Origin of the sequence: Alteromonas sp. C1M14, from assembly GCF_018860965.1 — a bacterium.
Taxonomy (GTDB): Bacteria; Pseudomonadota; Gammaproteobacteria; order Enterobacterales; family Alteromonadaceae; genus Alteromonas.
Map to the genome: position 1 here is coordinate 353,674 of NZ_JAHKQF010000009.1, position 23,831 is coordinate 377,504.

Sequence of the window (23,831 nt, forward strand, 5' to 3'; positions counted from 1 at the left end):
AGAGCCATAGGCTGGTTAGGATTCAGCCGGTGGGGTTTCGTTATTGCGTATGTAACCTGCGGCTTCTTCATCTTCTTTCAGGGTAATTTTATCCTGCGCGGCCTCAGGAGAGTGAGCGCGGGTTTGTTGGTTTACCTGATGAATGACGCTGGCACTTTGCAAATCCGCTTCATTGGTAATTGAGGCAATGGATTCCCGTTTTTGCAAGAACGCTTTGATTTCAGCAATGATTGACGCCAACTCGTTATCATTTTTGGTTAGTCCCATAATATAACGAGGGGTTTCTAGATTGCTGGCTCCGCTTGTGGCAAAAATGGAGCTTTTAATTGTACTGGTAATGATCCAAGGAGTGATGGAGCTTCTTACCAACACATTTTCTGAACGGGTAGAGTCGTGAATCGACATGCCAGTGGAGAATTTTGACTCATTAAAGGTACCCTCTGTTTTCAGGTACATCATCATGGATTCAAATTTCAATTCACCCCAAAAAAGATGAGAAGCATTGTTCAGCATTTTTCCCGCTGCGCTCAACGCCATCCAAGCAAAAAATAGCACCAATGTATGACTTACTTGGTCAAACAAACCCATCATTTCACTTTCGCTTACGCTTCCTCCTGAGAAATTATTGGTAGCTTCTCTTAGCAGGCTGACGCCATCGGCCACGCTTAAGGCAAATAAGCTTAATAGTAAGAAACTGATGAGCACACAGATCTGCCCTAACAGGGTGGGCAGCAGCTTTTGTTTAGCGCTAATTTCGTTGTTTTGATCCTGAGCAAGACGAGGTTGAGTTTCGATGAGCAGCTCACCATCAAAACTGCCTTTACCGTCGGCTTGTTCTTTTAATTTTGGATCTAATTCACGGTATATTCGGTTAGGAATTTCTTTGTAGCGGCGGTTGGCCAGCACGATATTTTCAAGATTGATAAATATCTCGTTTGGATGCACCGACTCTTGCAAGTTTTCTCGGTATTCACTAACTTCAGTTTGGGGCGAGACGCCACGCATACGGGTTAATAAACCAGGCAAGATGCCAGCGATGACCACCGCCATGGTAAGCCCCAATATGGCTAAGTTTAACCACGCACTGAAGACATGGTACTTGTCCATCCACGCGGCCAGTTCAGCGGTAGAGACATCGACCACCGCATCTAAACCAAACCCCACCACAACAGGCACTAAAATAGACATACCAATGAGCATAGAAACCGATAACCCCGATGCTTTATGCAACTGAGTATTGCGACGGTTATGAATGGCTGAGGCGGCGCTAAACCAAAGGCGCAGTAAATACACCAGCAGAATTAGCGAAAGAATCGGCATGGCGAGTAACTGTGCTTTTTCGCCTGCTAAGCCGGTGGAGACCACAAAGGCAACGATTAGAAACGAGACGAATGCGGCGATAAAACTAATAGCCAGGCTACCTAATTCCTGTGCCAAATTGCGCAAAGGATGAGGTAAAAAGGTCAGGTTAGGGAAGAGCGAATGTAATAATCGCGCCACCCAACCCTGCGGCTCCAAAAACGTGGTGTTTTTGCGCCCCATCATCATGGCATGTAGTTGATTATCATCGTAAAGCACGGTTTTTTGCTCCGATTGAGCAATATCCTGCTCGGAGCGAGAACGATTATATGCCAATGAGGTAGGCACGGAGCGGCCAACAAAATAACGAAACAACTGAAATAAGCCAATGCCGAGATGGCGGGACCCGGCGGCTAATAACACAAACCCAAGTATGGCATAAGTGTAAGCGAACACGGGGGTTTCTTTTAGCGCACCTGCCACCATAAGCAGAGGAACAACCCCACCGGCGATTAAAATGGCACCGGTCACGGCCCGAAATTTCCCTTCAGTTTTAAACGGATTTTTTATACCTAGCGTTTGTGAACCAAAATCATACGCCATTCTTCTTTCCTTGTAACAACTTCAAACCAGACAACTCTTGGGTATTTTTAGCATCAAAAACACTCAAGAAAATATTTTATTCTTCAATTATTGATAACAAAAGCTCTCTTAGGCTTCTTAAGACTGCAAAAAATCAGATAAATGGGTTGCTGCAATGCCGAGCAAACGCTGACGAGCTTCTTTTGCCAGCCAAGCAGAATGGGGAGTGATCAGCAAATTTTTAAGGCCACTATTTAGTAACGGATGATCTTCATCCGGTGGCTCCACTGATAACCCATCAAGTCCGGCCCCGGCTATGTCACCGTTTTTCAGTGCAGCCAGCAAGGCGTGTTCGTCAATAAGTGCGCCCCGTGCGGTATTAATTAATAAGGCGGATGACTTCATCAGCTTTAGTCTCGCCCCATTAATAAGATGATGAGAGTCCTCGGTGAGCAAACAATGCAAAGAAACCACATCAGCCTGTGGTAATAAACTGTCTAAAGAAGGTCGCAGATCGTCGGGGTTGCCCGGCCTAGCTGCCACGGTTACCTTCATGCCTAATGCCACCGCCAATTCAGCAAAACGCTTGCCCAGCTCTCCGTAACCCACAATAACCAGATGCTTGCCCGCTAACTCAAAAACGGGGTGATCCAGTAGACAAAAATGGGGATTTCGCGACCATACGCCACTTTCCACATCTCGATTATATGGCACAAAAGAGGTGGCCAAATTCAACATTAACATTAGCGCGTGCTGAGCAACTGCATTGGTACCGTAACCGGCGACATTGGTTACCTTAATGTCTTTTTGTGCACAATAAGCTTTGTCTATGTTGTTGGTCCCCGTGGCCAACACGCCGATATATTTGAGCTTTTTCCCCTGGCTAAGGGCGCTTTCATCTAAAACCACTTTATTAGTAAGCACTATATCTGCATCGTGGATACGCTGGCCAACGGTGTCTTTGGTTGTATTGCCATACAAGGTTAAAGACACGGGTAAATCCGTTAGACAGGTAAGATCGAGTTCTTCCGTTTTAAAGGTATCTGCATCCAGCAAAACCGCTTTCATCAAAACTCCTCCATCTTTGAACCTAGCGCCTCTTTTACATCCGCAGGAATGGGAACCGCATTGTCGGTGGTTTTATCTACATAAACATGCACAAATTGGCCGTGGGCGACCCGTCTTTGGGATTCTCCGGCATAAACCGATAAGCCATAGGTCACCGAACTTCTGCCTATCTTGACCACCCGAACTCCCACAAAAATGGCTTCTGGATACGCAGCGGGAGAAATGTACTGACACTGGGAACTGACCACATAGGTGGTGATCTTGGACAGTTGAGCACTATTAGGACAATGGGCTTTTAAAAAGCGGCTCACTGCGGTGTCAAAAAAACTGTAAAATGTTACATTGTTAATGTACCCATTCTCATCGTTATCTTCTAAACGAGAGGTCAACGCTACCTGATAAGGATAATCGTTGAGAGAGGGGGCAAAATCCGTCATAAAGCGCTCCTACAAAAGCAAAGACGTTATCAGCATACCCCCATGAATTTATCAGATCCATTGTCGATACCGGATAATATCTTTGCTTTACAATTGTGTTGTACTAATCCCTTTTATCCGTGAGGCTTGTCTAGCAGCACCATATCGTCACGGTGGATCACCACTTCGCTGCCCGCAAAACCAAGTAAGGTGGCAATCTGCTGGCTTTTCTGCCCTTTAATTTTGTGTAAATCCTTTGCATCGTATAGCACCAAGCCCTTGGCTATGGTTTGTGTGCCACTTTTAATCTCAACCGCATCGCCGGCGCAGAACTTACCGTTCACATGGGTAATACCTGAAGGCAGCAGCGATGCGCCTTTGCACACAATGGCCCGCGTCGCCCCTGCATCTACCTGGATGCTGCCTTTAGATGCTAGCGTATGAGTCAGCCAAAGAGCGCGGGCTTTCTGACTGGATTGCTGAGCAGAAAACAAAGTACCCGGGTTGTTTCCTTTTAGTAAGCGGTCAAATACCTCACCGTTGCGGCCATTTACGATAAGGGTTTGGATACCACTTTGGGTACATTTGTCTGCAGCTTCAATTTTTGTGCGCATACCACCAGTGCCCATGGCCGTACCTGCACCGCCTGCCAAGGCATAGATGGCTGGGGAGATGGAGTCGACGTTAGGGATCAAGGTGGCCGATGGGTCCTGACGAGGATCGGCGGTAAATAAGCCATCAATATCAGAACAAATAATTAAAGTATCCGCTTGGGCAACCAACGCGGTGTATGCCCCTAAATTATCGTTATCGCCAACTTTTAGTTCTGCCACCGCTACCGTGTCGTTCTCATTTACAATGGGTAATGCTTGGTGATTTAAGAGTTCTCGCAGGGTATTTTTGATATTCACGTAGCGGGTACGGTCACGTAAATCACCGGCGGTGAGCAACACTTGTGCACATGGACAGTCGAAAAACCGTTGCCAGTTTGACATCATCTGGGTTTGCCCAATGGCCGCCATAGCCTGTTTTTCCGCAATGGAGGCGGTATGATTTACCGCAACCCGACCTCGTCCTGCCGCCACACTTCCCGAAGACACAACAATCACTTCTTTACCGGCAGCACGACTTTCGGTGATAAACCGCGCAATGGGTAGTAAATATTTGGCACTGACTTGTAGACCATCGGGGGCAATTAATGCGCTCCCAACCTTAATCACAGCGCGCTTCCAGGTAAAATCACTCATGAGGCTGACAACTTAACAAAGAGACAGTGAGAATACTGCAAACATACACAGAAAAAAAAGGCATTTTACTGTGTTTTTTTTAACAAGCGGAAATCTATATTTGCGGTGAGCGAAAAAGTATCTACGGTCAAACACTAGCGGCTTGACCAATAGCGTTATAATATAACGCTGGGGTATAAGTATTTCTATATAGGATAATAAATGAGCATTCGAAAAAACCGTCTGCTGTGGTTAGCGTCAGTACTAACTGTGTTAGTGCAGGCTCCAACTGCAAGTGCAGCGATAAAACAAACAAAGGGCGACTTCGAAGATAAATTCAGGCAACTCGATGAAGTTCTTCCTACACCTAACGTATACAGAAACGCCGCTGGCGAAGCCGGTCATCAGTACTGGCAACAACAGGTCGATTACGTCATCAACGCAAAATTAGACGAAGAAAAACGTCGTATTGATGCAGAAGAAGAAATCACCTATCACAATAATTCACCCGATACCCTGAAATACTTGTGGATTCAGTTAGATCAAAATAAATTTCGTGACGATTCCATGTCAGCCCTTACCACCACCTTTGGTGGCATTGGCAACCGTGGTCCAGCAACGCAAGCAGCCAACGGCAGTACGCCCGCTAAGTTGAGCATGGGGGCATTACGTCGCCAACAATTTGTTGATGATCATGAATTGGGTTATCAGATTAACGCTGTAGAAGACAGCCGTGGCAACGATCTTCATTACGTTGTTGTCGGCACTTTAATGCGGGTGGATTTAAACAGCCCTCTTAAACCCGGCGCAAAAACCGAATTTTCCATCAACTACGGCTTCAACATCGTAGAAGAAGATGCCGTTTCTGCCCGTTCAGGTTACGAGCACTTCCCAGATGATGAGCGTGAAGGTGGCAACGACATTTTCCTTTTAGCTCAATGGTTTCCTCGTTTAGCGGCTTATACCGATTACGAAGCCTGGACCAACAAAGAATTTATTGGTCGCGGTGAATTTACCCTCGAATTCGGTAACTATGATGTCAACCTCACTGTACCTGCTGACCATGTGGTGTCGTCTACGGGTGTTCTGCAAAACCCAAGTGACGTGCTCACCAGCACCCAACGTAAGCGCTTAAAAGAAGCCAAAACGGCGGATCGTACGGTATTTATCGTCACCGCAGAAGAAGCGCTGGAAAATGAAAAAGCCGGCACCAGCAAAACAAAAACTTGGCATTTCAAAGCCGATAACGTTAGAGATTTTGCATGGGCTTCTTCACGTAAATTTATGTGGGATGCTCGCGGTTTTGAACAAGAGGGCGACGTAGACCATGTAATGGCCATGTCTTTCTACCCCAAAGAAGGTGGCGATTTATGGAAGAAATATTCCACTGAATCCATTGTCCACACCCTTGCTGTGTATAACCGCTTTACCTTTAATTATCCGTATCCTGTAGCACAGTCAGTTAATGGCCCTGTTGGCGGCATGGAATATCCCATGATCACCTTCAATGGTCCTCGTACTGAGTTACAAGACGACGGTAGCCGCACTTATTCACTGTCTGAAAAGCGCTTTCTTATCGGCGTGGTTATTCACGAAATTGGCCACACTTACTTCCCAATGGTGGTTAACTCTGACGAACGTCAGTGGACTTGGATGGATGAAGGTTTAAACAGTTTCTTAGACGGTGTGGCAGGGCGTGAATGGGATCCAAGCATTCCATGGGGCGTTGAACCCCGTGATGTGACAGGTTACATGAAGTCATCTTCTCAGGTGCCTATTATGACCCAATCAGACTCGGTATTGCACCTTGGCCCTAACGCTTACACCAAGCCAGCAGCTGCGTTGAACATTTTACGCGAAACCATTTTAGGCCGTGAATTGTTCGATTTTGCTTTTAAAGAATATGCCCAACGCTGGATGTTTAAACGTCCTACTCCAGCCGACTTTTTCCGCACCATGGAAGAAGCCTCAGGTGTGGATCTAGACTGGTTCTGGCGTGGCTGGTTCTACACCACCGATCACGTCGACATTTCTGTTGATCGCGTGTACAAGTTACGTTTGGATACTAAAGATCCTGATATCGACTTAAACCGTCAGCGTGAAACCGAACTAGATAAGCCGGTATCACTCACGGTAGAACGTAACGAGCAAGAAGGCCGCACATTGTGGGTAGATCGCTTCGAAGACATCAGTGACTTTTATGATGAAAACGATCAATACACCGCGACGAATAAAGATCGCAACAAGTATCGTGAATTCCTAGACAAATTAGAGCCTTGGGAACGCGCCACTTTCGATCGAGCAATAAAAGAAGACAAAAATTACTATGTAATGGAGTTTTCTAACCTTGGTGGCTTGGTAATGCCTATTATTCTAGAAATGGAATATGCAGATGGCAGCAAAGAGATGATGCGCATACCAGCAGAGATTTGGCGTCGCACTCCTAAAGCCGTATCTAAATTAGTGGTAACTGATAAAGACAAAGAACTGGTTAGCGTCACTGTTGACCCTCGCTGGGAAACCGCCGACGTGGACGTAGAAAACAACTACTATCCTCGCCGCATTATTCCATCGCGCATCGAAGCTTATAAATCTAAGAAGAGCACAAGTCGTGTTTCTATGGATTTAATGCAAGATGCTAAGACAGAACTGAAAACCGAGGACGAAGATGACAATTAAGTCACTTCGCACAGCTCAGTGGGGCCTGCTGGCCCTGCTATTATTCAGCACCGCGACCTCAGCCCATCAAATTAAGGCTGCCATCACCACGGTGCTGTTTAATCCTCGTACTGAGAATATCGAAATTATGCATCGCTTTAATTTGCATGATGCCGAACACGCAGTAAAAGCGCTTTTTGATAAAAAGGCCGATATTCTCGACGATGAAGCCACACAAAAAGAGTTTGCTGAGTATATTGAAGCGCGTTTTGCGCTGCTAGATATAAATAAGCAACCTCTGGCACTCAATACTGTTGGTTACGAAGTAGATGGTAAGTTTTTCTGGGTTTATCAGGAAACGGCTCAACCACCGGCATTAGAGGGCTTGACCATTCGTCACGACGCTTTACGCGACTTGTGGCCAGATCAGATTAATACACTGAACGTAGAAGGCCAGGGTGATGTGAAAACCCTGACGTTCCGCGATAACGTGGAATTACTGAGTGTGGAATTTCAACGTCACCACTAAAGTCTTAGATAACCACATTGACCCACTCGCCTGACATAACGCATAGTAACAAGCTAAACGCGTAAACAGGCGAGTGTTATGTCTCAATCATCCCATCAAAATAGTTTTACCGATAAAAAGAACATAATGTGGGTGCTACTTTCCGGCGCCATGGCCATATTATTCGTAATTCTGCTGTTTGTACCCGGCGGTAGCCAAAACGATAGCTTGTTTTCCGTTTATAGCGCTATGATTTGGTGTGGGTTATTTGGTGGCGCTTTATTTCGTTACCTTGATAAGAATGGCTGGGTTGGCTTTGCCATCGGCAGCGTAGCTGGTATGTGCATTCAAATTTTTTCTCAAATCGCCATGGTCTAGCACAACCTAAAAGGTCTAATAAGGCATTGTCATGGAAAACGGTAACACCATGGAGTGGGAAGCTTTAGGCGGGTTTCCTATCATTTCATCGTAAGGTGAGTCGTGTTTCATAACGGCAACCGTGACCGAACAAGAAGCAAAAGCTTCTCGAATCTGGTTCACGTTATAAAAACGTTTAAGATCGCCATTGATGTTATATAACAGCCCCTTCTGTTTCCCAATGCACAGATAAACCAAATAGACATTCATTTCATAGGATTGCACTTCCAAGTAGTCGATAGTGATGGGTTTTTCGTCGATGTCTGTGAACAGAATTTTTTTCATCGTTTACACTCCCCTATATTCATTGATAGTTTAAAACCTGTAATGGGTTCTACCAGAAACGAAGGATGGTTTTGCATTAAGCTTATGTAATGTAAATGCAAAGACATAAACTTATTGTGGCGATTAAACGATCAAAATCTGTTTTTTTTATGTAGAAAACTGTTAGAAAAGAGGAATTTGCTTTTCAAACGGAACAAATTGATCCATTGATTCTCATAATAGAGGACACATCTCTGGTAGTATGAACAGCCAGAGGGATAAACACAGGGTGGAAAGATAATGACTGATGAATCAGAGAAAAAAACACTGGCCCCGCATATTTTAATTATTGCGGTGATTGTTGTGGTAATTATTGCTGTGCTGTTGTGGCCTTCTAAAGAAGAGCCCGCACCGGTTATACCGAAGACGCCCGTGGAAGAAACCCCGGTGATCCCCGATGAGCCTGACGACTTTACACCTGCGCCAGCGCCAGAACCGGTTAATATTGAGCCCACCGAAGAGGTTGAGCCTTTACCTGAACCCACAGAGCCCGATCCCGAACCATTAGATGTTTCTGATGCCGGCGTAGAAGAAGCGCTAAAAGGAATATCCGATACGCCTGAAATTGACACCTTGTTAGTGAAAGAAGGCATGATTCAGCGTTTCGTGGTAACTGTGACCAATTTGGCCAATGACGAAATGGTCCCGGCACAACAGCTCCCCGTCACCGCGCCCGAGCAATCTTTTCGCGTTTACCGTCAGGCTGACAAAGAATGGATCGACGCTGCAAGCTACAAGCGTTATACCCCGTATGTCTCGATGATCGAATCTTTTGATAACGACGCTTTACTTGAACTATTTAAGCGTTATAAAGGCGAAATTCAGACAAAATATGATGAAATTGGTGAACCTGGGCAACCTTTTGAGTCGGTGATGGTAGATGCCATTGACCAACTTTTAGATACTCCTGAAGTGCCTGTTCCAGTTGAAGTATATTCAGACTCGGTGGCTTACAAATATGCTGATAGCAAGCTGGAAAATCTGAGCAATCCGCAAAAACAACTATTGCGCACTGGCCCCGATAACATGCGAAGAATAAAAGCGAAGTTACGAGAGCTTAAATCCCTGCTTGTAGACAATGGATTTTAAGCATTTACAAGATAGCATCACGGCGTGTTCCCAAGTAAAAGAGCACGCCATCCCACCGGTAGAACAGTGGGATCCCCCCTTTTGCGGCAAGATTAACCTTCGTATTTCTCTCAAAGGTGAGTGGTTTTACGAAGGTTCACCTATTTTGCGCCCTGGGTTAGTAACGCTTTTTTCGTCGGTATTAAAAAAAGAGGCTAATCAGTACTTTTTAGTTACGCCTGTGGAAAAAGTGGGGATAGAAGTGGAAGATGTCCCCTTTATTATTACCACCTGGCATAAAGAAGATAATGGTCTCCTATTTACCACCCAAGCCGGTGACGTCTTTCCCGTCAATGAAGCTCATCCTGTAGAGTTAAGCACACCACCGCCTAATTTGGGGCTAACAACATCCCCAATCCCCTATGTGAAGGTATGCCGAAATTTATGGGCAAGATTACATCAAAATGTACTGTATCAATTGATCAATGATGCTGAAATAATTTCACAAGACGATGGTAAACAACGGGCAATCGTCAAGAGCAAAGACTACCCCCTTGTTCTTGGTGAGATTGACGAACAAGGTTAATAACTGATCCAAATCACGGTCTTATCACCGTATAAAGTCTATCTGCTATCACACCGGACGATGGGTTTACTTGTTCGCCACTCCCGCTGTTCAATGGAATTTTTGCCGGGACACTATGCAAATTACTGACAAGCTTAAACGTTCAACGAAAAAAATAGTCGATTCGAAGCACATGTTAAAAGGGATCACGTTTGCATCTTTTCTTGAATCGACGGTGGTGCCCATTCCCTTAGAAGCCATTTTGATCCCTCTTATGCAAGCGCGAAAGGAGAAACTTTGGCTAATTGCCACTATGGCCACGTTAGGGTGTGTTATTGGTGCAGTATTCGGCTACGCCCTCGGCTACTACCTGTTTGATTTGGTGGGGGAATGGGTTATCAATACGTTTTTCAGCCCAGAACAATTTGAAACCGTAAAACAAAAAATGCAAAACCAAGGGTTCTGGTTTGTCATGACTTTAGGCATTGCACCTATCCCTTTTCAAGTGGCCATGTTAGCCGCTGGCGCGACTAAATATGCTTTAGGCCTGTTCTTACTGGCCACCGTCATTGCACGCTCTATTCGCTACTTTGGCCTTGCTGTGGTGGTATACATCGCCGGAGATAGGGCAGAATCATTAATACGTCGATATAAAACAAAAGCCATCATCGGCCTTACGCTACTGGTACTTGTGCTGTGGTATCTCTCTACGTTGCTATGATAGATCTTGAACCACACAGACCCGTTACTCAAACTTTTAGTTGATAACTATTCTCATTTGACCTACCTTAAGCGAAGGAGGTGTCATTAATGAAAACCGAATATTTGTGTACTGAGTACTGGCAATGGCTGCAAATGAATCCGGCGAAAGCCCGTATACATCGTCATCAACAAGACGAAACGGCTAGACAACTGGCGCGAGCGGGTTGTACTGAAAAGGCGCTGGTAGCAAGCGGAGAAGCCTTTGAAATAGCCCAGGCCATTATGTTGTCGCTACATCAACACGACACCGACATGCTAGAAACTAAACAAGATATGGTTGCCTTTGTTACCCTGGCGTCAGGATTGGCTAAAAAGCTGGCTTTGGTGAACACGCATTTTAAAGCAGCAAAAAGCTTAAAAGTAGCACGAGAACAATTGCGGGTATTAGCTCCGTTATTTGCCTGTCATTTTGATATATTGATGTTAATGCGTCAGTTAGAAATGTCGTTAAATGAAGGCGAAGCCTATTATGAACGGCAAACATTTAGCCAACGGGAATTGCATTAACCCATGTTTGCCAGCCAATTAACGACTACTGAGCTACGCCTTTTCGAATAAGATACTGATAGGGTAACGCGTCGGTTTGCGACTCGACGAGTGTGTGCTGCATAAACCGGCAGAAACTTGGAATATCACGGGCAGTTGACGGATCATCAGCAGTTACCAGCAAGGTTTCACCGTCTTTCATTTTTCTTACCTGCAAACGCACCATCATTACAGGCTCGGGGCATCTCAGCCCCACTGCATCTAACTGTTTGTCTGCCTTCATTAGGCTTCCATCGCCACGACTAGATACCATACTGCTCACGGTAGCGTTGAATGTCGGCCAAATGTTTTTCGTGTTCACCACCTTCTTGTAAGTAAGTGATTACATCGGCTAAAGATACTATAGAAACAACCTCTGTATCGAAATCACGTTCTACTTCTTGAATCGCTGATAACTCACCCTTGCCCTTTTCTTGTCGATCAAGCGCAATTAGCACACCTGCTAGCGTGGCGTTATTTTGGGCGATTAATGTCATAGATTCGCGAATAGCTGTTCCGGCAGTGATCACATCGTCCACCAGCATGATACGCCCTTCTAAAGGGTTACCAACAAGGTTGCCGCCTTCGCCATGATCTTTTGCTTCTTTACGATTAAAGCAATAAGGAATATCCATAGCATGGTGATCTGCTAAGGCCACTGCTGTGGTCGTCGCAATGGGAATACCTTTATATGCTGGGCCAAAGAGGACATCAAAAGTAATACCCGAATCGGTTAATGCTGCCGCATAATAGCGCCCCAATTTGGCAAGATCACCACCGCGATTAAATAGCCCTGCATTAAAAAAATAAGGGCTGGTGCGACCAGATTTTAAGGTAAACTCGCCAAATTTAAGCACGCCACGGGCAATAGCAAATTCAATAAATTCCCGTTTAAATGATTTCATTGGTTTCCCTTAGGCTAACGCAGCTTTTTGAATATCAAATAACTCTCTTAATCCGTGTTTAGCAATATCCAGCATCTCATTCATTTCATCAAAGGAGAAGGGTTCGCCCTCAGCAGTTCCCTGAATTTCAATGAGCTTACCGGTTTCTGTCATCACCACATTCATATCGGTTTCGGCAGTGGAATCTTCGGTATATTCTAAATCGGCAATAGGTGTCCCTTCGTAAATGCCCACAGACAATGCCGCTACCATAAATTTCAACGGATTGGTTTTAATGGTGCCTTTGCTACGCATAAGCGTTAATGCATCTACCATCGCCACGCAAGCACCGGTGATTGACGCGGTGCGCGTACCGCCATCGGCTTGAATGACATCGCAATCTAAGGTAATGGTGTTTTCACCCAAAAGCTTTAAATCTACCGCTGCACGTAACGAACGGGCAATCAAACGTTGGATTTCTAAGGTACGGCCACCTTGTTTGCCTCTGGCGGCTTCACGTTGGCTTCGAGTATGTGTTGCACGGGGTAACATGCTGTATTCCGCCGTGATCCATCCTTTTCCTTGCCCCTTCATAAAACGAGGAACCCCTTCATCTACCGTCGCGTTACACAACACTTTGGTATTACCAAACTCAACCAATACTGAGCCTTCAGCGTGACAAGTAAAATTACGGGTGATAGTAACTGGGCGAATTTGACTGGCGGTTCTGCCGCTTGGACGCATAGGTGTCTCCTAAAAGGGTAAATGGTGCATCGGTGCAATTCGCGCAAGTATACCGTAAACCGGGGGAAGAAATGAATGTTCGGTTACAGAGAATTAGACGGGGTGCGCCGCCAATGGCGACGCAGGTCGATTATTTAAGAGATTTAGCGAGGAAATCCACTACTTTTTGATAATAACGAGCGCGGTTGTTTTCGTCATAAAAACCGTGGGTTTCTGTGCTTTCAACAAACCATTCATAGGGTTTTTGGGCCTTATCCATAGCCGCTTTTAAACGCTCGGCATGCTCAAAAGGAACCCGACGATCTTTCTCGCCATGAGAAATCAATACCGGGCCTGCCAGCTTACTCACGTGATTTACAGGCGAAAAGGCGGCTAACTGAGCCTCATCATTACCGATGGCTTTATTTAAATATTTTTTCCCCCACAACAACTCTGGGATATCCCCTTCGCTGTACATCAGGTTTAAATCATAAACACCAGCGGTTGCCACGGCACACTTGAATAAATCCGGTGCTAGCTCTGCCGACATCACCGCTGAATAGCCACCAAAACTGGAGCCCATGATACATACCTTGCTAGGGTCGGTTTTACCTTGCTTGAGGATATAGCGGGTGCCATCAATAATGTCTTGTTGAATGGTATCGCCCCAATGCTTATAACCTGCCTTCTGATAGCTGTTGCCATAACCGCCTGAGCCACGATAATTCACTTGTAGCACGGCATAACCTTGGTTAGCCAGTAACTGCACTTCCCGATCAAAAGACCAATAATCCCGTACACCGTGGGGGCCGCCGTGAACCAAGGTAACCAGCGGTACTTTTTCATCCGCTTTTTGACCTACCGGATAAGTAATAAACCCGTGAATTGTCATGCCTTCTGACGCTGCAAAAGAAATAGGAACAGATTCAGAAAAGGCGTTGATGTCAATGTGATCCATATTGGCAAACAATTGACTGATTTTATTTTTCTTCTTATCAAAAAGGTAATAGGTACCAGCATCAATGTCATTACTGGCGTAGATAACCCACAAACCGCCGTCTTCAGAACGGCTTACCAATGACACGCTATAACCAGGTAGGGTACTGAGTAAACTTTTAAATATTTTCGCTTCTTCGCCGGCGCTATCGAAAACAAGATAGGCAGGACGTCCGTTATCAACACGAATGGCATACGCAGAAGACTTGTCGGTGGTCACATTCACCTGAGTCAGAGAGACCACTTCATCGGTATAAATTTCTTTGCGTTCTCCGGTGGCGATATTCATTTTAAATAACCCAATTTTATCTTGGTTATAGTCATCAAAATAAATGGCCTGAGTGGCATCTTCGTTCATCGCTATGGGATGGAAGTTCTCGCCAAACTTCTCTGACACTTCTACCCAGTCGTCGGCCTGACGACGATAAATAAGGGTATCGCCGTTATTGTTAGTGCCCGTAGCCATCACTAGGTCACCGGCTTTATCAGTAAAGAAAGAGGCTTGTTGCGCCGGCGCGCGGGTAATTTGTCTGCGTAGGGTACCGCTGTAGATATCCAGTTTGTGTACAGAGGCAAACCGGTCGCCCCCTTTAGATTGGGGTTCAGAAGAAATCAGTATTTCTCGATCATTATCAGGTAACAAACTAATAATATGGGCCCAGCCCTTAGTTTGTTTTTTGCGCTGAATTTTTGTGCCCTTTTTCTCTGCAATGCTAACGCCATAGATAACCTCACCCAAGGATCCATCGTAGTTCACTGCATATAATTCGCCGTAAAAGGACGATTCAGCCTGCCAAGGGGCCCCTCGCCATATTTCAAAGACGATGCGCTCGTTATTACCCCAATAAAAATTCCCCACTTCACCATGGGCGCCTAAATTCAAGCCGCCTAACGTAGAGAAATCGTCCATGCTTAATACAAGTAAGCCCCGGCTACCGTCAACGAATACACCCATCGCCAACTTTGTGCCATCGGGTGACAGCTTTAAACCTTGGTAGGTAGAACTTTTTGCAATATCTTGGGAAGTAAACGAAGCAAAAGAGAAACATGAAAAGAATAAAAAGACACTAAGTGCCATCCATTGCCTTAATAACATAAGATTCATCCTGAATATTTTGTAGAAAATCTATACAAACAATTAATTAAGTAAAACAAGCGTTCATTATTTTTTTCGCCATATTAATTGGTCAGAATCACTTTTTCAAACTTTACTCATTTTTTACGATATTGTGGTTCTAAAAGACGGTGCCCCTTTGTTGTAGCAACGCATTCAGCCTAACTTACATGAATAAGCACTGACATTAGGCAAGGAACTGCGTAAACTAGAAACCATATTTGCGACAAAAAAATTGGCTTTGATTATGATTTTTAGCATGACAGCATTCGCTCGTAGCGAAGTAAAAAAAGAATGGGGCACGGCAGTATGGGAAGTGCGCTCGGTTAACCAGCGTTTTTTAGAAACCTACTTTCGTTTACCCGAGCAGTTTCGCTCTTTAGAACCTGTGCTACGAGAACGCTTCCGAAAAAAACTGCAACGGGGAAAGGTAGAGTGCGCGCTACGCTTTAGCGCTAACGACGCTGCGGTAACCAAGCTAAATTTAAATGAAGCATTAGCAAAAGAAGTGATGCATGCTGCCGACTGGGTGCAATCTCATGGCCAATCAACCGGTGTAAACCCGTTAGATGTGCTTCGCTGGCCAGGCGTTATTGCCGCTGAAGAAGCCGATATGGATACCATTCAAGGGGATATACTAGGTGCTTTTGACGACACCTTACGCCAATTTATTGAGGCAAGAGCCACCGAGGGTGATGCATTAAAATCGATGATTGAGCAACGCCTTGATGGCATCGAAAAAGAAGTCGCTTTTGTAATTGAAAAAATGCCAACCATTATGGAGTGGCAACGGGAAAAAATACAAACACGCTTTGAAGAAGCCAAGGTTGAACTCGATGCAGGCCGGTTTGAGCAAGAAATGGTAATGCTGGCTCAAAAAATTGATGTGGCCGAAGAACTAGATCGCCTTAAAGCCCATGTAAAAGAAACCCGAAATATCCTGAAAAAAGGCGGCGCTTGTGGCCGTCGACTAGACTTTATGATGCAGGAATTTAACCGCGAGTCGAATACCTTAGGCTCAAAATCTATTAACAGTGAAATTACCCAATCGGCGGTTGAACTGAAGGTATTGATAGAGCAGATGAGAGAGCAGATCCAGAATATTGAGTAAAATTTCACCGTCATCATTTAAAAGCGACCGGCCCTATTAAATAGAGCCGGTAGCAATCTAATACTCTTATCCTCTTTCGCTCCCATACCATCAACCTCACCTATATCGTTCTTTCTTTTCCATTCTATTACCAACAAAAAACTTCAAGAGGTACTGAAAAACTGCTCATGACTAAAACCCAGCAAAAGATACTTGAAGCCGTGGGTGTTTTAAGTAGAAACCGACTTCGTTTTTCATCGTTTTCCAAAAAGCATACGCTTGATATCAACAAACATGTGGATGAAATAAAAGTACCCGGCTTTGTGTGTGCTAAAGACAAGGGTTGCCTGGTTTTAGCAGAATCTTGGTTCCGAGAGAGGGGGATATATATTTCTTGGGGCACACTGGGTGGCACTGTACTTTCCGGCTTTTTTTTGTACCTAACACTGGTAATGCCTTGGTTGTCTGATGCTCCAATTAATATTGGGGGCGTTGTTGCCCTGTGTTTTACGGCATGTATTGGCTTTTTGTTAGTTTACCCCCTGTTATTTGCAGCCAAGAACGAACTTAAGTTACAAGGCTTGCAGTATACTGTTTTTAATTCTATCTCTAAGAACGTCCACTTTGTTAGCGACGTCGACTTCCAACCCAAAACCTGCCGCTGGGATGAGTGTACATTCTGTCTCGCCTATTCGGCTGGCGGTGTCGAGGGCTTTTATTACGAGTTAAAAGGCTACCTGTTTAACGAAGATGGTAGTGTTAAAGACAGCTTCTCCTTTGATGACTATCACTATATGGCCACGAATAGTAATAGTTCACGGCAATGGATGATTAACGATCTTTCTGCTAGGTTCGAATATGTACGCCGCTTTATGGAAGAGGGTGCCGACTCGGTAGAACCTGTCACTGAGTTACTTGATTTGACGCCAAGCCTTTCTGAAACAGCACATCGGTTTCAGCCCAAGTCTAAGGCATCAGACGGTAAGAAGTTCCACCTTATCTATTCAATAGTACGCACCATATTTCTGATCCCATTTAGCGTACAAGTCGTGGGGCACTATATCTTTTGTCGCTACTGCCACCTACCGCAGTGGCCACAAGGTGTGATCGATGAGTGTGGTGAAGAAGTTTTTCCCAAGCGGTAATCTTTACCCTTAATTTTATACATTGGGCTTTTATCAAAAACGCCCTCTTGTGGTATTCAATTATTTTCGGTTCGTGAATATATGCAAAAACCTAATCAACTTCTGTCTTCTCAATATAAAAAAACACCACGTTCAACAATACAAGACAACTTCATAGGCTGCTTAATCGGCGGGGCTATTGGTGATGCCTTTGGTGCACCCGTGGAGTTTATGTCACGAGAAAATATCCTTTCGAAACACGGTCACAAAGGCGTTACCGAGTTTTTACCGGCCTATGGCAAAACCGGTGCTATCACCGACGATACACAAATGACCCTTTTTACCGCCGAAGGCTTACTACGGGCCCATGTTTGCAACTCACAAAAAGGCAGTACCACTTGGTTAGGCTGCATTGGACACGCCTATCAGCGCTGGTTGCAAACCCAGTCCCATCCATCACCGGAATATTTAACCGTAAGTAACGATGGCCTACTTTGGCAAATCCACGATCTGCACGAACAACGTGCGCCAGGCAATACCTGTTTAAATGCTCTTAGCATGGCTGGGCAATTTGAAGAATTTGCCTTAAACGACAGTAAAGGCTGTGGCGGCGTGATGCGGGTTGCCCCCATTGGCCTTTTTTGCTGGCGAGGGCAAGAGCAATTTAGTCTTGAAGAGTGCTTCAACCTTGCTAGTGATGCTGCTCAGCTTACCCACGGCCATCCCACAGGCTATTTGTCCGCCGGGGCTTTTGCCGCCATTATTTATCAAATTTTACAGGGCGACACACTCAAAGAGGCCATTCATTGTGCCTTGTCTTTGTTGCAACAAAAACCCGATGCCGATGAAACCATTAGCGCTATACAAATGGCCTTGGCCCTATCGACAACAAAGAGTGAACATGCACTCGCCATTGCTGAGCTCGGGGAAGGCTGGGTGGCGGAAGAAGCGCTGGCCATTTCTCTTTACTGCACATTGGTTGCCAAGGATTTTAACCAGTTGATGAACATCTCGGTCACCCACGATGGTGATTCTGACTCTACCGGTGCCATATCAGGAAATTTATGGGGCGCAATTCATGGCGTAGAAGGCATTGATAAATCACTAATAGAGCAAGTTGAACTTGGTGACACCATCTCCGACATGGCCAACGATTTGTTCGACTTTCCCACATGGAATAGTGATCTCCAATCGTCGAAGGAAGAATTCAGCAGGTATATTGAGAAAAAATATCCTGGCCATTAAGGCCATGAACGCCGTCACTTGGCATAAAAGATTAGCGATGCGCAGAAAACCCAGCGGCATTCATTAGTGTACTAAGTTGTTCTGTTTGGTTATCACACCACTGTAACCAAGTATCTGCCGTCGAACTCGGCTGTTTAAGCCAGTGCATTTCTAATGACACATAAAGTGGCGTGGCCAACGGTATAAATGTGCAATGGGTGGTTTGTAAATTGCGTACACAACCAGGCACCAAGGCTACGCTATTCCCACTTGCGACATGAGTTAATAACGCCTGCATAGATATGGGCTCATCGTGTAAATCAGGTTCGATATTTTGTTTATAAAAAGCATTAGTTAAGGTATCAAAAAGGCTAGGCGCATGTGCTCTGGCAAATAGGGCTAACGGGAAAGAAGCGATATCATCAAGGGCTAAATGGGCATGCTGCGCAAGGGGGTGTTCTTGTGCGACCACAGCGTAAATAGGATCGTCACACAGGTGCTTTCTTTCCACCCGCCCATCATAGCCGCCGACTACTGGTCGAGAAAAACCAATATCCAACATATTGTCGCTAAAGGCATTTAGTTGCTCGGCGGCAGTTAGCTCGTAAATTTTAATATCGATATTTGGTTCATCTTGCCGAAAATGCCTTAACAGTTGCGGCAGAAAATGGGCACAGGCTGAACTGACATAACCAATACGTAACACGCCTTTTTTTCCTGCTGCTATTAACTGGGTGTCAGTCTTAGCCGTCTCACAATGAGAGATAATGGCTTTTGCATGGTTAAAAAAGGCCTCACCTGCCGCCGTTAATTTCACATTACGGGTGTTACGCTCAAATAAGCAAACGTCCAACTCCCTTTCTAAGGTGGTGATGTGTCGGCTAACGGCACTTTGAACCGTGTGTAATTTTGCTGCCGCAACAGAAAAATTCCCGCAGCGCGCTACCGTGATAAATGTTTTTAAATGCTTAAAATTCACATCTATGCCATTTAAAGATTAATTGAAGCTATTTATATCATTTAAAGTATGAATTGCACACCCGTAGTATATGCACACATTCATTTTCAATAAGCATCTAATGACACTATCTAAAACCGGAGAAATCACCTTATTTTTGGCTGCAACCCTTACCATTATGGTGGGAACAGCTGTCGCACCAGGTCTTAGTAATATTGCTGAGGCTTTAGGCGTCACCGCCTACGCACCGTTACTAATCACGTTGCCTGCACTAGGTGCTATTCTTTTCGCGCCTATATTCGGAAAATGTATTGATGGTTTAGGTCCTCGCAAAACTTTGCTCATATGTTTATTTGGGTATTTTATTATGGGTGCAGGTGGCGCATTGCTATATGGTCCATTTCCCATCGCGTTAGATCGCATTTTATTGGGTGGGTTTGCGGCTGGTATTATGGCGGCAGGCACGGCAGAAATTTCTTGTTGGTACACAGGCAAAGCCCGCCTAAACATGATTGCAAAACAAGGAATGGCAATTGAGTTAGGCGGTGTTATTTTTCTTTTTATCAGTGGCCTGTTAAGTGAACTTGCCTGGCATGGTCCATTTATGCTTTATTTTTTAGGGCTTATCTGCGCGATTATGTGTTTGCTGTTTATTCCCTCCAACAACATAAAACAACCCCAATCAAAGACAAAACCCCAGATACCTAAAAACACCATGGGGCCCATTATGATGTGTACGTTTTTCGCGATGATCCTGTTTTTTAGTATCATCATTAGCTTACCTGGTCATTTGACAACCCTCGGTTTTAGCAGCTCGCAGATTGGAAATTTACTGGCGTTTATTTCATTAATTGCGGTATTTGCCGCCATGTTTATGCCCCGCCTTGTAGCGAAAACCTCTGAAGGCACGGCCATTAAATTAGCATTTATTAGTTACGGTATTGGCCACCTGCTGTTTGCGAGCAGCACCCTCACAATGTCACTGATTGCAGGGGCTGTATTTGCGGGTATTGGATTCGGTTTCTCACTACCTTTGCTTAACCACAAAACAGTGGAAATTAGCTCAGAAGCAAACAGAGGCCATAATTTATCTCGGTTTGCCATAGCCGCTTTTTCTGGTCAGTTTGCCACTTCTGCGTTAGAAGTGATTCATCTACCTAAAAGTACTATCTTCTATGTTTGTGCGTTTATTTCAGTACTCTGTATACTCATTTTGGTTGTCAACCAACGTGTATTAGCAACAACCACCAACGCCCAATAAAATAACAAGGCGAGTTACACACAAAATCTGCAGGGAGAATAAAAATGAGGTTAGCAATTTTAACAGGGCTGTGTTGGTGCATATTTCACCTAACTCCTGCCAATGCATCACCTGAAACCGTATTAGATCAGCTCCATCAGGCTGCTGCTGATGCAAATTATGAACAGTATTTTGATACCTTCGCGTCCAATGGCGTGTTCATTGGCACAGATGCATCGGAAGTTTGGACGGTAGAGGCATTTAAAAACTACGCCAAACCCATTTTTGCTGCCGGAAAAGGGTGGGTTTATCATCCTAAAAAACGCCATGTTTATTATTCATCCACCGGCGATATCGCTTGGTTCGATGAACTATTAGACAGCGAAAGTTATGGACAATCCCGCGGTACAGGGGTGTTGGAAAAGCAAAATGGTAAATGGAAAATTGTTCAATACCATCTTACTTTTCCTATACCTAACCCCATCGCTAAAAAGCTAACTGACGAAATAAAAGCCTTTCAACAGCAACCAAGCCAATAATGGCTTAATACCCAGTATTAGACTGGGTTAGCGGTTGAATTTTTAGCTCAACACGTCGGTTTATTTGTCGATTACCCGCTGACGTGTTGGGAACTTTAGGTTGATATTCGCCAAGCCCGACGGTAGTGATCCGCGTTGAATTAACGCCAAAAGAAATCATCAGGTTTTCTACCGACTGCGCCCGCTGTTCAGACAGCGTTTGGTTATAGGCTGCCGATCCAGTATCGTCAGTATGTCCTTCAATAAGCAGTACGGTTTTTTCGTACTGGTTCACTACCGTAGCCACATCTTGTAATACGGGATTAAAGTTCGGACTAATAGCCGCGCTGTTTGTAGCAAAGGTGATATCTCCGGGCATGATCAATCGTAGGTTATCTCCTTCTCTGACAACCTGAACACCCGTATCGGCTAATTGCTCTCGCAGGTCTTCTTCCTGCCTATCCATATAGTTGCCAATGGCTCCACCAGCTATAGCCCCCACAGCGGCGCCCCATGCGTAACGACTTTTATCGTTATCACCTGTGGCTTTACCTAACAATGCACCTACCACAGCACCAATGGCAGCGCCTTTTTGCGTATTTGATGGATCAGTTGCGCATCCAGCCGTGGTTAGTGCCACTGCTAAAGCGCCTACGGTAAATAATTTTTTCATCATCGCCTCATAGCATAATTACAATTTAACTAACGTAAACAGCAATTCTTGTTCCACCGTTTTAACTAGGGTAATAAGGTATTAAAACCCCGATGAATATAAGCTGAATACAATAATGGAAGTAAATTGAGTGAAAAACATAAACGATAAATAGTGCATCAAGGGTGTAAGTTTTTCTCGATGTATCAGTATTGCGACATATCAGGTAGAAATGCTTTGTTTGAAGAATTGATTAAAATCGATTTTATAATCACTGGCCTTAACCGCTTTTTCGATTTTTATACGACTGTCTTGCGCCAAATTGATATCTTTTGGTGGCAGGTAATGATTACCAGTTAATGAATAAAACACTTTCACAATGGGTGATAAGGGCGAATCGGTATGAGTAACCACCATGGCTAACCGTTCATTGGATAATTTAACCAAGCTGCCTACCGGATAAACCCCCATACACTTAATAAATTGTTGTACTAATGCTTTATCTAGCTTGTGGGGTGATTCATTAATGAGTATGGAAAAAGCGCGTTGGCTTGGCATACCGGCTTTGTAGCATCGATCTGCGGTTAACGCATCATACATATCTGCAATGGCAAGCATACGGCCCGCTTTGCTTATATCTTTGCCTTTGGTGCCTGCTGGATAGCCTAAACCGTCTAAACGTTCATGGTGCTCGCTGACGGTTCTAATAAGCTCTGGGTTAAGTTCTACCTCTTCTAAAGCTTCAACCCCATATTCCACATGCTTTTTCATCACAGCCATTTCGTTTTCGTCTAAACGGCCAGGTTTATGCAGTATTTCGTCAGGAATGCGAATTTTGCCTAAATCGTGTAAAAAACCAGCGATGGCTAAGGCTTGCACATCATCTTCATCCATGCCGATAGCCCGGGCAAAGTTGGCTGAAATAATAGCGACGTTTAAGGAATGCTCTAAAAGATAATCATCCTTTTCCCGTATACGGGTAAGACAGAGCAGGGCATCAGGGTTTCTATCCACAGATTCCACTAAGCTATGTGAAAACTGTTTCGGGATCCGATCATCAAATGGTAAGCCTTGTTCTACCGCTTTAAGCAACTCACCTTGGATTTTCTTGCCTTGATGGTACAAGGTTTCAGCGCGATCTAGTTCGATACTAAAACTGACCTTGGGCTTCTTAGTTTTGTTTTTTCCGCTTTCATTTTCAGGCAACGTTACCTTGTCTTTGCCCGTATCTGGATCAAACTGTTTGGATAAATCGATAACCACTTTAAGCACACCTCGCTTTCGCAATGCGGCTACGATGGATTGGCTAGTCACTCTTCCTTGCGACTTTATTTTTATTTTACCCGACTGATGGGCAATTTGATTTACATACATACCGGGCTTTAAATCGCGGATCGATATGATTTTTAAATCGCTTTCTGCCACTACCTTTGTCCCTACTGATACCTATTCCTTACCATAAATAATTATACGTGATTAAGAAATGGATTAGGTATAACTTATGTACGTTAATTATAGTTTCTTAACTAAAAAAACCACTTAGTATTTTAAACGATGCAATATATCGTGAAGTTCTGGTTGCCACTGGTAAATTTTTAGCCTAATACGGAAACCTTCCACACCGACCCCCTCACTGATTAACCGTTGCCGTTGCTCTTGGGCTTGTTCAGATCCCGCCGGAAACGCTATCTTTCCATCAGCACGAACAATACGGTGCCAAGGGATGGCAATTTCTTCGTTAGACGATCTTAATGCTTTACTGACTAACCGTGCCCGACCAGGTAGGCCGGCTAAATCTGCGACCTGACCATAAGTAGCCACTCGCCCTTCAGGTATAATCAAGGCCACGGAAAGAATCTTTGATATGCTATCAGGTAATGTCATACAGGT

At 44.7% G+C, this 23,831-nt stretch carries 25 protein-coding genes; 12 read left to right on the plus strand and 13 right to left on the minus strand.

Annotated features, from left to right (window positions below):
- Window positions 1-15: 15 nt before the first annotated feature.
- From KO501_RS09165 to proB, 4 genes are all read right to left on the minus strand, one after another.
- The gene (locus tag KO501_RS09165; protein ID WP_216029351.1) at window positions 16-1,902 is read right to left on the minus strand and encodes a hypothetical protein; all 1,887 of its coding nucleotides are present in this window, start codon (window positions 1,900-1,902) and stop codon (window positions 16-18) included.
- 117 nt (window positions 1,903-2,019) lie between these two features.
- The gene (locus KO501_RS09170) at window positions 2,020-2,949 is read right to left on the minus strand and encodes a D-2-hydroxyacid dehydrogenase (protein ID WP_216029352.1); all 930 of its coding nucleotides are present in this window, start codon (window positions 2,947-2,949) and stop codon (window positions 2,020-2,022) included.
- Window positions 2,949-3,386 carry a thioesterase family protein gene (locus KO501_RS09175; RefSeq protein WP_216029353.1) on the minus strand — a complete coding sequence of 146 codons (438 nt, stop codon included), beginning with the start codon at window positions 3,384-3,386 and terminating at the stop codon, window positions 2,949-2,951. The genes KO501_RS09170 and KO501_RS09175 overlap by 1 nt, the downstream gene beginning before the upstream one ends.
- Window positions 3,387-3,499: 113 nt before the next feature.
- Complete coding sequence (proB, locus tag KO501_RS09180) at window positions 3,500-4,612, minus strand: glutamate 5-kinase (RefSeq protein ID WP_216029354.1); 1,113 nt, start codon at window positions 4,610-4,612, stop codon at window positions 3,500-3,502.
- A 201-nt stretch (window positions 4,613-4,813) separates the two neighbouring features.
- Here proB and KO501_RS09185 point away from each other — a divergent pair, with 201 nt between their 5' ends.
- The 3 genes from KO501_RS09185 (at window position 4,814) to KO501_RS09195 (ending at window position 8,135) form a co-directional block, all read left to right on the plus strand.
- A complete protein-coding gene (locus KO501_RS09185; protein ID WP_216029355.1) occupies window positions 4,814-7,270 on the plus strand; it encodes a M1 family aminopeptidase in 2,457 nt (818 codons plus the stop codon).
- Window positions 7,260-7,778, plus strand: coding sequence for a DUF6702 family protein (locus tag KO501_RS09190; protein ID WP_216029356.1), 519 nt, complete (start codon window positions 7,260-7,262; stop codon window positions 7,776-7,778). Before KO501_RS09185 ends, KO501_RS09190 begins: the two co-directional genes overlap by 11 nt.
- Window positions 7,779-7,856: 78 nt before the next feature.
- The gene (locus KO501_RS09195) at window positions 7,857-8,135 is read left to right on the plus strand and encodes a hypothetical protein (protein WP_216029357.1); all 279 of its coding nucleotides are present in this window, start codon (window positions 7,857-7,859) and stop codon (window positions 8,133-8,135) included.
- 15 nt (window positions 8,136-8,150) lie between these two features.
- Here the strand turns inward: KO501_RS09195 and KO501_RS09200 are convergent, their stop codons facing one another.
- Window positions 8,151-8,459: a DUF6482 family protein gene (locus KO501_RS09200; RefSeq protein WP_216029358.1), complete on the minus strand. Its 309-nt coding sequence runs from the start codon at window positions 8,457-8,459 to the stop codon at window positions 8,151-8,153.
- A gap of 279 nt (window positions 8,460-8,738) precedes the next feature.
- Between KO501_RS09200 and KO501_RS09205 the strand changes: the two genes are divergently transcribed.
- The 4 genes from KO501_RS09205 (at window position 8,739) to KO501_RS09220 (ending at window position 11,400) form a co-directional block, all read left to right on the plus strand.
- Window positions 8,739-9,587, plus strand: a complete 849-nt coding sequence (locus KO501_RS09205) for a DUF3014 domain-containing protein (RefSeq protein ID WP_216029359.1) — start codon at window positions 8,739-8,741, stop codon at window positions 9,585-9,587.
- Window positions 9,577-10,152 carry a DUF1285 domain-containing protein gene (locus KO501_RS09210; protein ID WP_216029360.1) on the plus strand — a complete coding sequence of 192 codons (576 nt, stop codon included), beginning with the start codon at window positions 9,577-9,579 and terminating at the stop codon, window positions 10,150-10,152. The genes KO501_RS09205 and KO501_RS09210 overlap by 11 nt, the downstream gene beginning before the upstream one ends.
- Before the next feature lie 115 nt (window positions 10,153-10,267).
- A complete protein-coding gene (locus KO501_RS09215) occupies window positions 10,268-10,852 on the plus strand; it encodes a VTT domain-containing protein (protein WP_216029361.1) in 585 nt (194 codons plus the stop codon).
- An 89-nt stretch (window positions 10,853-10,941) separates the two neighbouring features.
- Window positions 10,942-11,400 (plus strand): hypothetical protein, encoded by a 459-nt coding sequence (locus KO501_RS09220; protein ID WP_216029362.1) that lies wholly within the window; start codon window positions 10,942-10,944, stop codon window positions 11,398-11,400.
- A gap of 25 nt (window positions 11,401-11,425) precedes the next feature.
- On the opposite strand, the gene tusA is transcribed toward KO501_RS09220, so the two are convergent.
- From tusA to KO501_RS09240, 4 genes are all read right to left on the minus strand, one after another.
- On the minus strand, window positions 11,426-11,662 hold the full coding sequence (gene tusA / locus KO501_RS09225) for a sulfurtransferase TusA (RefSeq protein ID WP_216029363.1): 237 nt from the start codon (window positions 11,660-11,662) through the stop codon (window positions 11,426-11,428).
- Window positions 11,663-11,681: 19 nt separating this feature from the next.
- Complete coding sequence (pyrE, locus tag KO501_RS09230) at window positions 11,682-12,323, minus strand: orotate phosphoribosyltransferase (RefSeq protein WP_216029364.1); 642 nt, start codon at window positions 12,321-12,323, stop codon at window positions 11,682-11,684.
- Between the two features lie 9 nt (window positions 12,324-12,332).
- The gene (rph, locus tag KO501_RS09235; protein WP_216029365.1) at window positions 12,333-13,046 is read right to left on the minus strand and encodes a ribonuclease PH; all 714 of its coding nucleotides are present in this window, start codon (window positions 13,044-13,046) and stop codon (window positions 12,333-12,335) included.
- A gap of 130 nt (window positions 13,047-13,176) precedes the next feature.
- Entirely contained in the window at window positions 13,177-15,117 is a 1,941-nt protein-coding gene (locus KO501_RS09240) for an alpha/beta fold hydrolase (protein WP_216029366.1), read from the minus strand.
- Between the two features lie 265 nt (window positions 15,118-15,382).
- Between KO501_RS09240 and KO501_RS09245 the strand changes: the two genes are divergently transcribed.
- The 3 genes from KO501_RS09245 (at window position 15,383) to KO501_RS09255 (ending at window position 18,594) form a co-directional block, all read left to right on the plus strand.
- Window positions 15,383-16,246, plus strand: a complete 864-nt coding sequence (locus KO501_RS09245) for a YicC/YloC family endoribonuclease (protein ID WP_216029367.1) — start codon at window positions 15,383-15,385, stop codon at window positions 16,244-16,246.
- Window positions 16,247-16,413: 167 nt separating this feature from the next.
- Window positions 16,414-17,370 (plus strand): hypothetical protein, encoded by a 957-nt coding sequence (locus tag KO501_RS09250; RefSeq protein WP_216029368.1) that lies wholly within the window; start codon window positions 16,414-16,416, stop codon window positions 17,368-17,370.
- Window positions 17,371-17,451: 81 nt separating this feature from the next.
- Window positions 17,452-18,594 (plus strand): ADP-ribosylglycohydrolase family protein, encoded by a 1,143-nt coding sequence (locus tag KO501_RS09255; RefSeq protein ID WP_216029369.1) that lies wholly within the window; start codon window positions 17,452-17,454, stop codon window positions 18,592-18,594.
- 31 nt (window positions 18,595-18,625) lie between these two features.
- On the opposite strand, the gene KO501_RS09260 is transcribed toward KO501_RS09255, so the two are convergent.
- Complete coding sequence (locus tag KO501_RS09260) at window positions 18,626-19,552, minus strand: LysR substrate-binding domain-containing protein (protein WP_216029370.1); 927 nt, start codon at window positions 19,550-19,552, stop codon at window positions 18,626-18,628.
- Window positions 19,553-19,652: 100 nt separating this feature from the next.
- Between KO501_RS09260 and KO501_RS09265 the strand changes: the two genes are divergently transcribed.
- Complete coding sequence (locus KO501_RS09265; RefSeq protein WP_216029371.1) at window positions 19,653-20,792, plus strand: MFS transporter; 1,140 nt, start codon at window positions 19,653-19,655, stop codon at window positions 20,790-20,792.
- A gap of 44 nt (window positions 20,793-20,836) precedes the next feature.
- Complete coding sequence (locus KO501_RS09270; protein ID WP_216029372.1) at window positions 20,837-21,310, plus strand: nuclear transport factor 2 family protein; 474 nt, start codon at window positions 20,837-20,839, stop codon at window positions 21,308-21,310.
- A gap of 4 nt (window positions 21,311-21,314) precedes the next feature.
- On the opposite strand, the gene KO501_RS09275 is transcribed toward KO501_RS09270, so the two are convergent.
- From KO501_RS09275 to KO501_RS09285, 3 genes are all read right to left on the minus strand, one after another.
- Window positions 21,315-21,965, minus strand: a complete 651-nt coding sequence (locus KO501_RS09275) for an OmpA family protein (protein ID WP_216029373.1) — start codon at window positions 21,963-21,965, stop codon at window positions 21,315-21,317.
- A 198-nt stretch (window positions 21,966-22,163) separates the two neighbouring features.
- Window positions 22,164-23,366: an HD-GYP domain-containing protein gene (locus KO501_RS09280; RefSeq protein ID WP_216029374.1), complete on the minus strand. Its 1,203-nt coding sequence runs from the start codon at window positions 23,364-23,366 to the stop codon at window positions 22,164-22,166.
- 114 nt (window positions 23,367-23,480) lie between these two features.
- A complete protein-coding gene (locus KO501_RS09285) occupies window positions 23,481-23,789 on the minus strand; it encodes an MGMT family protein (protein WP_354667818.1) in 309 nt (102 codons plus the stop codon).
- Window positions 23,790-23,831 lie beyond the last annotated feature (42 nt).